A 12,922-nucleotide genomic window follows, 5' to 3' on the forward strand; every position below is an offset into this window, starting at 1 on the left:
CTATGCTCCGCCCTTCCGCATAAGATACAAGAAGTATGGACCGCCAATCATTGCCATGACGATACCAGCAGGAATCTGAATCGCTCCAAACAAAGAACGACCGATCATGTCAGCAATAAGGAGCATGATTGCACCTAGCAAAATGCTAAATGGTAAGCTAAATCTAAAGTCTGAACCAATAAGCATACGAGATATATGGGGTACGACTAGACCGACAAATCCTACTAACCCTACCATTGATACGGAAATCGCTGCGAGGAATACAGCTAGTATCGATAACATTAACCGAACGCGATTCATATTCTGTCCCAAATTATGCGCTGTCTGTTCACCAAGACGTAATATATTAATTTTGCGTATACACAATAATGCAACAATCCATCCTACAATGGAATAAGGTAAAATAAACGATACATCACTCATGTCGATTCCTGCCAAACTACCATTCATCCATTGAACAGCAGCAGGTAGACGATCACTATAAAGCAATTGTAGTAAACCCATTAGCCCACCAAATATCGCATTAACTGCAACTCCTGATAATATAATTCTTACGGGCTGAAAGCCGATAGAACGTTGCCATGCCATAGTATATACCATAGCCGCAGCAATCAATCCGCCACCAATAGCAGCTACTGGAACAAAGAAACTTGATTGCGGCATAACGAGCATAATGAATAGTGCTGCCGTTGCCGCACCACTTGATACGCCAGTAACTCCTGGATCTGCTAATGGATTCTGGACAACAGCTTGCAAAAGTGCACCTGAAATTGCTAGATTTGCTCCCACAATTAATGCTAGTATAACTCGCGGCATACGAATGTCCCATAATATAACGGAACTAGTATCGTCACCGTTTCCAAGCAAGGTTTGCAGGGTAACAATAGGATTAACGCTTACACTGCCTATACCAATAGCAAAAAGTGCAGAGAGGACCAGTACGATGCCTGCAATTCCAATCATAGCTGACTTCTTTCTTGTCGATCCCTCAAACACTACCTGTGCACCTCCTAAAACTTTTCACGGACTTCTCGATACACTTCTCTTCAATGAAAAGTTACTTCATAAGCATAATCTATTGCTTCATTATTATTTCCAGCTACAAGTGAGCCATCCATTCAATTATAACGATATTGATAATTATTATCAATACATAGATATGGTTCACACCATAAAAAAAGACTCTACACTACATTGTTGTTCAACAAATGTTAGTAGAGTCATACTCCCACAATATCTTGCGATTGCATAAATAAGTATTTCATAAATTGCTCAGTTGTAAGATTTCCTTTTTGCTGATTGCAAGTTAAGCATGCACATACGCAATTGGCAGGAGTCGTATAACCACCCTTGGCACGTGGTAATAAATGATCAATCGTATCTCCGCTTTCACCACAATAATGGCAAGTATGATGATCTCGCATAAGAATAAATCGTCGAAACTCTTTACTACTATAGACCATACGAATCGTGTATGGATTAATAATAATCGCGGCACCTTCCTTAACAAGTACTTTAGCTTGCGGAGGATCGATCTCTTCATACCATCTACGACCTGTATCTGATCGCCCACGCATCCTTACAACACCGCGTGCGGTTGGTCTAATATCATCAGCACGAACAATACTATTTTCATTGTTTGGTGATTGCCGATGGTAAGAGGTAGGCTGTCTTTTCTTTCTTGTCCATTTGGCTCTTCCCGTATTATGAGGAGCTGAGCACGATAATGTTTCAGTAACTTGTCCACGAGTGGATATCGAAGTTCCCGCTTGTCTGCAGCGCTTACACGTTCCGCGACGACTATTTTGACTTTCACGACGACCTGTCCGCCTTAAAAATTCACTAATCGGTTTCTCTTGACCACAGCTTATACAATACTTCTTACTTGTTTCAACCATAATATTAACCTTCCATCCGATTGATGATATAGAAATTATACCACAAATGCGCTTATACTTTTCACTTATCCTAATATCCTCTTTTCCATGTTTTTTCCATGATTGTGAGAAAAGTCACTTCCACTATAATGGTTACTCCTTTATACTTAAGCTATTAAGAAAACAATAACATTCATTTTTTTGGAGGAGATTATAATGAGTAAAGCTGTTATCATACCTGAAAACCCAGTATCTCGCTTTTTATTCAGTAGTACACAAGCGGCTTGGTTTTGGCTAGCTGTTCGCCTTTACGTTGGTTATGCTTGGATTACTGCAGGCTGGGGCAAAATTAATAATGATGCATGGGTTGGAGAAAACGCTGGTGCTGCCATTAAAGGATTTATGGGCGGCGCACTTGCTAAAGCAGCCGAAGGTAAAGACGTAACGTCTTGGTATGCTACGTTCATTGAAAACTTTGTCATTCCGAATGCAAAAGTATTTTCTTATTTCGTAGCTTTCGGTGAAGTTCTTATCGGTCTTGGTCTAATCGTTGGTTTACTTACTGGTATTGCCGCATTCTTTGGTGGTCTAATGAACGTAAGCTTCCTATTAGCAGGAACAGTAAGCTCTAACCCTGTATTATTCATTCTAGCAACTTGGTTAGTATTAGCATGGAAAAACGCTGGTTGGTATGGTCTTGACCGTTGGGCACTTCCTTTACTAGGTACGCCATGGTCTGGAAAAAAGAAAAAAGCTGAAGAGGGTAGCGAAGCTGCGATCGATGCCTAATCATTTTAGTAAATGAAATGCATCTCGCTAGATGCATTGACGCAAGAGATTTCTATGAGGGAATTAGCCCTCGTAGAAATCTCTTTTTTTGCATGTTTATTATTAATGATTAAATTCCATTGTCACTCCATTATTGAGTATAAAAAACTTTAGAATGAAGCGTATGAAGCGCAGTCTCCACCTCTATTAATTCTGCATCAGAAAGATCTTCAATCCTCGCAATAAATTGGGTATATATTTGAGCAAAGGCTTCATTCATCATCATCTTCCCTTGCTGCGTAAGATGGATATAATATTTACGCCGGTCGCTGACATCAACGATTTTTTGAACAAGCTGCTGCTCTGTGAGCTTTTTCAACTCACGGCTCGTATTTGGCATCGACATCTTCATGCAATCACTAATATCACTGAGCAATGCAGGCGGACTCACCGCTAAATACTCCATAATTTTATATTGAACCGGTGTAATATGATCAACCTTCACATCTTTGGCCATATCATGTGAAATTTGATGAACCGAAGATATGAAAGGAATAAATTGTTGAAATAATGCGTACTTGTCCAAAGGATCACCTCTTATGACAACATAGCAAATTAATTATCGAAAAACAATTATTAATTGACAACTAATTTAACGGTATGCTACATTTTAGTTATCAATTGATAACTAAAGGAGATGTATCCCGATGAACATGCTCGTTATCTATACCCATCCTAATCATCAAAGCTATAATTATTCACTATTCGAAGCCGTTATAAAGGGCGCTAAGGAAAATAAGCTCATTCAAGATATTCGTGTGCTAGATCTTTATGAAGAAAATTTTAACCCTGTCCTATTTTTTGACACCGAGCATCGCCGCAGAGATATGCACAAAGATCCTCAGCTTGAAAAGTATAGAGAGCAGCTATTATGGGCTGATAAAATTGTAATGGTATATCCGATTTGGTGGGGGAGACCTCCAGCAATGCTGCTAGGGTATATTGATCAATTGTTTGCTTCAGAGTTTGCCTATCGCGATGCGTTGGGATTATTGCCAAAAGGGCTGCTAAAAGGGAAATCGGTCGTTTGCATCTCAACGATGAAGGGACCGACTTTCTATCCGCTAGTATGGTTGAATAATGCTCATAAAATATTAATGAGAAAAGCATTATTTAATTTCGTCGGTATTCGTCATGTAAAGTTTTTTGAATTCGGCTTCTCCGAAAGCCCAAAAGGTAAACATGTACAAAAACAACAGAAAATTTATCGTTATTTCAATATGGTGCGTGCTTAATCTGATCGAACAAAAAAAAGCAGCCTTCAAGTAGTTATGTGTGATACTTGGAGGCTGCTCTTTATATTCATCTTATTTCAAAAATGTTTGTTCCCCGTCGTAAGTACCTAGAATTTTATACAAATCCGGTCTACGATCACGGAAAACTCCCCATTCAATCCGCATCGTTTCGATTTGATCAAGATCAAACTCAGCCACAAGTACCGTTTCCTCAGAGCGACCCGCTTCTGCTACTTTATTTCCTTGCGGACCTGCAATAAATGAAGCACCATAGAACGTAATAGAGGAATCCTCATCACTTTCCACTCCGACACGATTGGAGGCTACGACAGGAACAAGATTAGAGCCTGCATGTCCAAGCATGCATACTTGCCAGTGATCCTTCGAATCAATGTCGCCATCTTGCGGCTCAGAGCCAATCGCTGTAGGGTAGAACAGAATCTCTGCCCCCATCAAAGCCATACAACGCGCTGCTTCTGGGTACCATTGATCCCAGCAAATGCCGACACCAATCTTCGCATATTTCGTATCCCATACCTTAAATCCCGTATCGCCCGGATTGAAATAAAACTTCTCTTCATAGCCTGGACCATCTGGAATATGACTTTTACGATATTGACCAAGAATCTCTCCGTCAGCATCAATAATGACAACAGAATTATAACGAGCATTGTTTTTCTTCTCGTAATAGCTAATTGGCAATACCACTTGCAGCTCTTTCGCTACTTGTTGGAAATGTAGGATTGCAGGATTTTTCGCTAGCTCCGTTGCATAAGCGTAATAATCCGCCTTTTCCTTCTGACAGAAATAATAAGTTTCAAATAATTCTTGTAGTAAAATAATTTGCGCACCTTGCGCCGCTGCTTCACGCACAAAGCGATCCGCCTTCGCAATATTCTCTTCGCGAGTAGCCTCACAGCTCATCTGCGTAGCTGCAACCTTCACATTTCTCATAACAAAAACTCCTTTTTAATGAATTTATATTTACACCACAGCTTAATCTTCCAAAAATACTCCTCGAGTGTTCGGTAGCAATTATTTGAGCTACCTTTTCAATAAAAGCTCAAATTTGTCGCTTGTCAGCACCAAGAAGATGCACTTCAGCAAAAACGAGTAGCACAGTGTACGTTATTGGTACACGAGCACACACAGGCTTTTGATGGAGGGCATATTCGCCGTCGAATACGCTACTTCAGCATACACATCGTGATCACGAGTGGCTTATTTGAGCTACCTCACGGAAGGGAGTTGTTGAGTTGTGCAGTGCACATTGCCACCCTCACCCACAACCCCCATCCCATTGACCGTACGAATTCGACGTTCTGGGTATAATCCCGCTAGCACTTCTATCGCTTTATGATCTGTCTCTTCAGCTGTACCACCGAATATAGGTAAAATAATACCGCCATTTACGAAATAGAAATTCAAATAACTTAATGTCAATCGAGAGTCCTCCAAATAAACAGCAGGTGGTTGCTCAATTTCAATAATTTCTAATTGACGACCTTGCGCATCTACCGTATCGCGTAGTATTTGTAGGTTTTCTTGAGTAATCGCGTAGTTATCATCACTTGGATCATAACAAACTTGCATAATGACTTTCCCTGGCGCAGCGAAGCATGCGATATTATCAATATGACCATCTGTTTCATCGCCACTTAATCCATTTTTCAACCAAATAACTTCTTCTATATTCACATATTGCTTCAACAGCTCAACGATTTGCTCACGAGATAGATCAGGATTACGATTCACATTCAACAAGCATTCTTCCGTTGTTAGCAACGTACCTTCACCATCAACATGAATCGAGCCGCCCTCCATCACAAGCGGAGCATCAAATTGCGTTGCACCAATATGCCCAATAATTTGCGGTGCTACAGCATCATCAAGATCCCAAGGTGTATATTTGCCACCCCATGCATTAAAGCCCCAGTTGACACCAGCAAGCTTGCCGTCCGTTGTTGTAACAAAAGTTGGGCCATTATCACGTAACCAAGCATCATTATGCTCAATAACTAAGCAATCTACTGCAAAATTATGATTGCTTCCTACTTGAGCTTGTACTGCAGCTTCATCTGCACCATTTACAATAACTGTTACAGGCTCGAATTCTGCCATTGCTATAATAATTTCAGCGTAGGCTGTACAAACGTCAGCGTACGTTTCAGGATATACCATCGATGATTGAATCGGCCATGAAATAAATGTGCGCTCGTGGCTTGTCCACTCCGCCGGCATTGAAAATTGCTCTGTTCTAGGATTCATAATTCCCTCCGCATTGTATAAGTTCTAATTTACGAATAATCGTTGTAATAGGTAATAACAACAATCATTATATACTAAAAATATTTATTGTTCGACGCTAATGTTTTGCACGATTGGTAAACTAATCTTGACCGCTGTCCCATAGCCACTTGCACTTTCTAATTCAACGCCGTATTTCGATCCATACAACAATCCAATACGATGATGAACATTATCAATGCCTATACCAGACACGGAACGTTTCTTGATGCGCTCTTTGTTTTCTTGGGCACCAACACCATCATCTAGCACTTCAATTAATAGACGATCCGCCTGCTGTCTAATGAAAATATGAATCGTACCTTTTCGCATACTAGGGAAGGCGTGGAAAAACGCATTTTCAACAAAGGGCTGAATAATTAATTTGGGAATATACAAATCCATGCAATCTTGACGTATATCAAACAGTACGTCAACTTGCTCGCCATAACGAATCTTATTGATATACACATAATGCTTCAAATTTTCGATTTCATGCTCTACGGTTACGATATCTTCCGTCGAGCCAATCGTATTTTGTAGCATTGTACTTAAGCTCGTAATCGTCCGATCCACATCATCAATTCGGTTCATCTTCGCCAAATATTTAATCGAGGTTAACGTATTATATAGGAAATGAGGATTAATTTGCATCTGCAATGCACTAAGATCTGCCTTGCGACGCTCATTCTGTTCGACTATTAAGCGATTCGTATAGAGATCAATTTCCTTCACTAGATGGTTGTACGTTTTCGTTACGACTTTAATCTCATAGCTTACACTTTCCTGGAGCGGATGGCTCTGCAAGGAATCTACCTTTGCATTTTGCATTGTGTCCACAAGCTCATATAGTGGCTTCGTAATTTTACGCGTTAAAAAATAGACCGATATAATAATTAACAATAATACAATTATAACCACTTCAGCAATACGATAAGCAATCTTTTTCAATGGCGCAAAAGCGATATTCCCATCAATTTCTTGTAGCAAATAAGCATCAAATTCAGGGATATAGAATGAAATATAAGTCGTATCATCCTTGGTCATTAATCCATAATCCTCACGCTCTCCGCCGATTTTCGCATATTCAAGCAACTCTGGACGATACACATTCGTAGTATCCCGCACGCTACTCGACATCACATTCCCAGCAGAAGTTACTAGTGAAATTTCTGCACCATCCGATAGATAGGGGCTGTATCGTTCAAAAATCGTCTGTTCATTCATAATAACGATAGCGTAGCCGTACATTTGTCTTTGAAACGTGTCCATCAACGGCTTCGTTGCAAATATATATCGCTCATATGGCACCGAATCAGCAAAGAGATTTTGACTACCATGATACAGTATTCTTTGCTGCACTAGGCCTTCTTGAACCATATAATCCTCAATAATATTTGAAGGAACACGATCCCATTTCAATGCATTACTTGAGTAATTACGATCTTTGTTCTCACCGATACCTGCAACGATAAAATGAGTTTGGTCGGGGCTAAGATAGTCCTGATACGTATCAATATATCTGCCTAAATCGATAATAATATTCAGTTGATCGAGCGTTGACTTTGTTGGCTGCGTCAAATATTGCTTAAACGCATCACTATTATTAATACGGATCATCGTATTGACTATTTGTTCGTTATATTTAAGCAATTCGTCGCGCACAAGCGTCATATTGACTGACGCATTTTGCGTAATTTGCTTCAATAAAAGTTTTTCCGAGATGCTCGAAGTCGCTAACGTAAGTACGACAGAAATAATTAACGTGGCCGCTAACATAATCGCTAGAAACTTCATAAAAATACTGTTTCTTCTTGGCATATAATCACCTTTATTTAGAATGGGTATTACGGTATTCTACAGGTGTCATCCCTGTAAACTTCTTGAACACTTTGGAGAAATAATTATGTTCAGAGAAACCGATTTTCATACTGATGTGTGAGATTGTATCTTCATTATATTTCAGTAATTCCTTTGCCTTCTCAATTCGCAATTTATTAATATAAGCCGTCATATTCTCGTTCGTACGATGTTTGAAATACCATGATAAATAACTATAATTCATATGAAATTTTTCCGCCAACTCAGATAAAGAAATATCTTGATCATAATTATCATGGATATAATCAATAATTTGATTAAGCAAATTCACTTCATTATGCTCATTATGTTCGTTGAACTGATCTTGTACCATCCCCATAAATAGCGTCATCGTTTGCTCAAGTTCATCGATTGTCGTTGCTAGATCAATCTTTTTGAACCATATAAGCTTTTCTGAACTTTGCTCAGTAAATGGTAATTTCAGATGTTCTAGATTACTCATCACCGTATAAATAATATGTTGGATAAACCGTTTCAACGAATACTCATCTAATGCTTGCGTCTTTTTCACTTCGTTAAAATATTGGTCAAGCTGCTCTTTCGCTTGGCTGAACGTTAACCATTTCAGTGCATTAACAAAGGCTTCATGTTCAAAAGCTACTTCCGCCTGATTTTGCTTAATTTCATTTTCTAGCATCATACTACGCGAGCTGAAATAGATGACTTTACTCAGTAGCTCCTGCAGCAATATATATTTCTCTTTCAATAAATCAATCGAAGCAACGGTATTCGAATGTAGAAATTTCAACTCGGAATAACGTTCATGCACCTTTTTCACGAATTGAATCATTAATGATTTCAAATCCAATTCTTCCTCAGGCTCATAATTAATAATGAGCGTAATATGGTGCTTTGTGAATATCGACACATAGGAAACGTCATGAAATTGCTCATAGCATTTATCCAAAATAAATTGTTCAAGCTCATATTGACTATTATTAGTTAGTGATTGTAACACAGCCGTACTCGTTACAAGCATCGTAAATTGACTGCCCGGTAAATAACTACTCAACTGCTGCTTATCTTCTGCTGAAAGCTGATCCTCCTGTTCAAACCACTGCCCAATTATAATGGCCGGTTCTTTCAGTAGTGGAATAATCTGCTCACGCTTCATCGCACTTGGCTCGCAGGAGTTGTGAATGATCGTAACTAATTCCTCTGCCGTTACCTTTGGCTTCAATAGATAGTCGTCAACACCATACTTGAATACTTCCCGCACAAGCTCGAATTCACTGTAGCTGCTTAAAATAATAATTTTGATGGCTGGATGATGTTTACGCAAATTTTTCACGAGATCGATACCATCCATAACCGGCATCATAATATCTGTAATAACAACATGCGGATGTACTTTATCAACTAACTCTAAAGCTTCCACTCCGTTTGCTGCTTGCGCAACAACTTCTATCCCTTCCTTACCCCAATCATGGAGATGGGTTAAGCCCGTCCTAAATATCGCTTCATCATCTACGATCATTACTCGATAGGATGTCATCATTATCACCCCTTCATTTCTTCAATTACACCTTTTTATCATATAACAAGTCACTATAGCAAGTATTCACTATCTTCGCGCGAAAAGCACTCTAAATAATTTACTATCATACAAAATTTATACTACTAACTCTTTACTAATACTTAATCATCTATAATTTGTTCCAGCTTAAGACAAAATACTTATTATACAGCTAGTCTTATTTTTTATAAACTAAGCTTGTACACACAAAACATAGACAAGGGGTTGTAATAATTGAAGAAAGCACTTACAGTTTTACTTCTTACAGCATTAATGACTGGTCTACTAGCTGCTTGTGGTAGCTCAAACAATGAACCAAATAACACTACTTCGGACAAACAAAAGGTAGTAGCTTGGGCATGGGATCCTTCCTTTAATGGTAAAGCACTAAAAATTGCAGAAGAAATTTTCAAAAAAGAAAATCCTGAATTTGAATTAGAAGTAATCGATATGGCGAAAGCTGACCTTGAGCAAAAATTAAACACTAACTTAGCTGCTGGTGTTACTAATGGTCTTCCTGACATTATTCTTGTAAATGATCCTAACATTCAAAAATATGTTAATTCGTACCCTGGAACGTTCACAGATTTCACAAACGATGTTGACTTCACTCAATTTTCTCAATATAAAGTTGATGCGTTAACCATTGATGAAAAAGTTTACGGTGTTCCATTCGATATCGGTGTTACGGGTATGTTCTACCGTACAGATATTCTAGCTGAAGCTGGTTACTCTGCAGCAGATCTAGAAAACATCACATGGAATGAATATATTGAGATTGGTAAAGTTGTAAAAGAAAAAACAGGCAAATACATGTCTACAATTAACCCGAACGATGAAGCTTGGACTTCTATCCTTCTTCAATCTGGTGGTAGCTGGTATATCACTCCGGAAAATACTGGTAATTTTGTAAATAACCCAGTGATGACTGAAACACTTCGCGTATATAAAGCAATCGCTGATTCTGGTATTGCTAAGCCTGTAACTGGTTGGAGTGAATTCGTTGGTAGCTTCAACGCTGGTGACGTTGCAACTGTAGTATCTGGTGTATGGCAAGTCGCTTCTATTATGGATGCAGCTGATCAAAATGGTCTTTGGGCTGTAGCGCCTACTCCTCGTCTTGACATCGAAGGTGGCGTAAATGCTTCTAACGAAGGCGGTTCTAGCTGGTTCGTACTTGAAAAATCAGCAAACAAAGATCTTGCTAAGCAATTCCTTGGCGCAACAATTGGTGGTAGCAGTGAATTCTACGAACGTTTCTTAACTGAAGCTGGTGGTGTTGGTTCTTATATCCCTTCATTCTCTAGTGAAGCTTACCAAACGACTTCTGAGTTCTTCGGTAACCAAGCAATCTATTCTGATTTCACAGCATGGTCTACAGAAGTTCCTGGTATTACTTTAGGTATGTACACTCAAGAAGCTAAAGATGCTTTGAAAAATGAGCTTCCGAACATTTTGAACGGTTCAGATCTTGAAAAAAGCCTAACTAGCATTCAAAAGCTATTTGAACAACAAGTACAATAATCTATAAGTTAGCGGGTGGTATTCATGAGGGGCAAGTTCAATAAATCCTCTCTAATCGGATGGCAGTTTGTATTACTGCCATCCGCATTAATTTTATTGTTCAGTTTTTATCCAATGATTCAATCCTTTTTCCTGTCATTCGAATCAGGCAAAGGTAATGTGTCGCAATTTGTCGGTTTAGGTAACTACACTCGCCTATTCTCGGATCCCATGTTCAGACAAGCTTTATTTAATACGCTTTTATATTTAGTTATTCAAGTACCTATAATGCTTTTACTGGGCTTAGTTATTGCCCATTTGTTAAATTCACCTAAATTGAAGTTAAAAGGTTTTTACCGTACAGCAATTTTCTTGCCTTGCGTAACAGCTTTAGTATCTTACTCCATTCTATTCAAAAGTATGTTTGCGGTAGATGGTATCTTCAATCAAATGTTATTAAATTTGCATATTATCAGTGAGCCTGTAGCATGGTTGATGGATCCTGTCTGGGCTCGTGTGGTCATAATATTAGCTATTACTTGGCGTTGGACAGGTTATAACATGATCTTCTATCTGTCAGCTATGCAAAACGTTGATCCAAGCGTATATGAAGCGGCATCGATTGATGGCGCATCTAAATTCCGTCAATTCGTGTCTATTACCATTCCAATGCTTAAACCAATTATTTTATTTACAGCGATCATCTCCACGAACGGTACATTGCAATTGTTCGATGAGGTTGTAAATATTACAAATGGTGGACCTGGTAACTCAACGATGACAATTTCGCATTACATTTACAACTTATCATTTGTATATACTCCTAACTTCGGGTATGCAGCTACTGTATCTTATGCCATTGTATTTATCGTTGCAGTGCTTGCTCTTCTACAATTGAAAGTCGGAGGTGAGAAGAAATGAGACATTTAGGTGCTATCGGTAAACATACATTTCTTATTATCGCTTCATTCATTTCGTTATTTCCCTTCGCATGGATGATTATTGGTATGACAAATACATCAAGCGATATCGTTAAAGGTAAGTTCAGCTTTGGTTCTGAATTTATGAATAACGTTACTAAATTATTTGATCAAGCAGATGTTGCTACTGCATTTACGAACTCTTTGGTAATTGCACTTGTTTCTACAGCATTAACTTTAGTTCTTTGTTCTATGGCAGGTTATGGTTTTGAAGTCTATCGCACGAAAGGTACAGATCGTCTATTTGGTTTACTAATGTTATCGATGATGATGCCTTTCGCGGCAATTATGATCCCATTGTTCAAGTTATTCAGTTCTTGGGGATTATTGGACTCTGCGACAGCAGTTATTCTACCTGGTATGACTACTGCGTTCATGATCTTCTTCTTCCTGCAAAATACGAAGTCATTCCCACGTGAATTACTTCAGGCTGGCCGGGTTGATGGATTGAATGAGTTGAAACTATTCACACATATCTATGTCCCGACTATGAAACCAACTTATGCAGCAGCGGCTATCATTACATTCATGGCAAACTGGAATAACTTCCTATGGCCATTGATCGCCCTGCAATCGACAGAGAAAAAAACATTACCACTTGTTGTATCGTCATTGGCATCGTCTTATAATCCAGACTATGGTATTATTATGGTGGCAATTATAATTACTACAATACCTACCGTTATTATCTTCTTCTTACTGCAAAAACAGTTTGTACAAGGTATGCTTGGTTCAGTTAAGTAATCATTATCTACCATTAGGCTATACTCGATATTCTTAACGATTATCGAGTATAGCCTAATCTATAAAAAAAAG

12 protein-coding genes are annotated in these 12,922 nt (G+C 38.7%); 5 read left to right on the forward strand and 7 right to left on the reverse strand.

The features are described 5' to 3' along the window. Together AC1TO5_RS15385 and AC1TO5_RS15390 are read right to left on the reverse strand one after the other, a co-directional pair. A complete protein-coding gene (locus AC1TO5_RS15385; RefSeq protein ID WP_482063718.1) occupies positions 1-996 on the reverse strand; it encodes a FecCD family ABC transporter permease in 996 nt (331 codons plus the stop codon). Between the two features lie 224 nt (positions 997-1,220). Next, the gene (locus AC1TO5_RS15390) at positions 1,221-1,898 is read right to left on the reverse strand and encodes an HNH endonuclease (protein ID WP_482063719.1); all 678 of its coding nucleotides are present in this window, start codon (positions 1,896-1,898) and stop codon (positions 1,221-1,223) included. A gap of 195 nt (positions 1,899-2,093) precedes the next feature. On the opposite strand from AC1TO5_RS15390, the gene AC1TO5_RS15395 reads away from it, so the two are divergent. Beyond that, a complete protein-coding gene (locus tag AC1TO5_RS15395; protein ID WP_482063720.1) occupies positions 2,094-2,666 on the forward strand; it encodes a DoxX family protein in 573 nt (190 codons plus the stop codon). A gap of 130 nt (positions 2,667-2,796) precedes the next feature. On the opposite strand, the gene AC1TO5_RS15400 is transcribed toward AC1TO5_RS15395, so the two are convergent. After that, positions 2,797-3,231 carry a MarR family winged helix-turn-helix transcriptional regulator gene (locus tag AC1TO5_RS15400; RefSeq protein WP_482063721.1) on the reverse strand — a complete coding sequence of 145 codons (435 nt, stop codon included), beginning with the start codon at positions 3,229-3,231 and terminating at the stop codon, positions 2,797-2,799. Between the two features lie 121 nt (positions 3,232-3,352). On the opposite strand from AC1TO5_RS15400, the gene AC1TO5_RS15405 reads away from it, so the two are divergent. Continuing rightward, on the forward strand, positions 3,353-3,940 hold the full coding sequence (locus AC1TO5_RS15405) for an NAD(P)H-dependent oxidoreductase (RefSeq protein ID WP_482063722.1): 588 nt from the start codon (positions 3,353-3,355) through the stop codon (positions 3,938-3,940). A 72-nt stretch (positions 3,941-4,012) separates the two neighbouring features. Here the strand turns inward: AC1TO5_RS15405 and aguB are convergent, their stop codons facing one another. The 4 genes from aguB to AC1TO5_RS15425 form a co-directional block, all read right to left on the reverse strand. Continuing rightward, a complete protein-coding gene (gene aguB, locus AC1TO5_RS15410) occupies positions 4,013-4,894 on the reverse strand; it encodes an N-carbamoylputrescine amidase (protein ID WP_482063723.1) in 882 nt (293 codons plus the stop codon). Positions 4,895-5,170: 276 nt separating this feature from the next. Then, complete coding sequence (locus AC1TO5_RS15415; protein WP_482063724.1) at positions 5,171-6,208, reverse strand: agmatine deiminase family protein; 1,038 nt, start codon at positions 6,206-6,208, stop codon at positions 5,171-5,173. 84 nt (positions 6,209-6,292) lie between these two features. Then, positions 6,293-8,047, reverse strand: coding sequence for a sensor histidine kinase (locus AC1TO5_RS15420; RefSeq protein WP_482063725.1), 1,755 nt, complete (start codon positions 8,045-8,047; stop codon positions 6,293-6,295). Positions 8,048-8,057: 10 nt separating this feature from the next. Continuing rightward, entirely contained in the window at positions 8,058-9,605 is a 1,548-nt protein-coding gene (locus AC1TO5_RS15425; RefSeq protein WP_482063726.1) for a response regulator transcription factor, read from the reverse strand. A gap of 252 nt (positions 9,606-9,857) precedes the next feature. On the opposite strand from AC1TO5_RS15425, the gene AC1TO5_RS15430 reads away from it, so the two are divergent. Genes AC1TO5_RS15430 through AC1TO5_RS15440 form a run of 3 tightly spaced genes read left to right on the forward strand, consistent with a single transcriptional unit; the run spans position 9,858 to position 12,850 of the window. Beyond that, a complete protein-coding gene (locus AC1TO5_RS15430; protein WP_482063727.1) occupies positions 9,858-11,147 on the forward strand; it encodes an ABC transporter substrate-binding protein in 1,290 nt (429 codons plus the stop codon). A 24-nt stretch (positions 11,148-11,171) separates the two neighbouring features. Further along, positions 11,172-12,047, forward strand: coding sequence for a carbohydrate ABC transporter permease (locus tag AC1TO5_RS15435; RefSeq protein ID WP_482063728.1), 876 nt, complete (start codon positions 11,172-11,174; stop codon positions 12,045-12,047). After that, on the forward strand, positions 12,044-12,850 hold the full coding sequence (locus AC1TO5_RS15440; protein ID WP_482063729.1) for a carbohydrate ABC transporter permease: 807 nt from the start codon (positions 12,044-12,046) through the stop codon (positions 12,848-12,850). Before AC1TO5_RS15435 ends, AC1TO5_RS15440 begins: the two co-directional genes overlap by 4 nt. Positions 12,851-12,922: the final 72 nt, after the last annotated feature.

Source organism: Paenibacillus sp. Y930, from assembly GCF_056786375.1.

Excerpts from the sequence above, each read along its gene's own strand:
- AC1TO5_RS15390 (WP_482063719.1), bottom strand. The coding sequence starts at position 1,898 with ATGGTTGAAACAAGTAAGAAGTATTGTATAAGCTGTGGTCAAGAGAAA.
- AC1TO5_RS15395 (WP_482063720.1), top strand. The coding sequence starts at position 2,094 with ATGAGTAAAGCTGTTATCATACCTGAAAACCCAGTATCTCGCTTTTTA.
- AC1TO5_RS15405 (WP_482063722.1), top strand. The coding sequence starts at position 3,353 with ATGAACATGCTCGTTATCTATACCCATCCTAATCATCAAAGCTATAAT.
- aguB (WP_482063723.1), bottom strand. The coding sequence starts at position 4,894 with ATGAGAAATGTGAAGGTTGCAGCTACGCAGATGAGCTGTGAGGCTACT.
- AC1TO5_RS15415 (WP_482063724.1), bottom strand. The coding sequence starts at position 6,208 with ATGAATCCTAGAACAGAGCAATTTTCAATGCCGGCGGAGTGGACAAGC.
- AC1TO5_RS15420 (WP_482063725.1), bottom strand. The coding sequence starts at position 8,047 with ATGCCAAGAAGAAACAGTATTTTTATGAAGTTTCTAGCGATTATGTTA.
- AC1TO5_RS15425 (WP_482063726.1), bottom strand. The coding sequence starts at position 9,605 with ATGATGACATCCTATCGAGTAATGATCGTAGATGATGAAGCGATATTT.
- AC1TO5_RS15435 (WP_482063728.1), top strand. The coding sequence starts at position 11,172 with ATGAGGGGCAAGTTCAATAAATCCTCTCTAATCGGATGGCAGTTTGTA.
- AC1TO5_RS15440 (WP_482063729.1), top strand. The coding sequence starts at position 12,044 with ATGAGACATTTAGGTGCTATCGGTAAACATACATTTCTTATTATCGCT.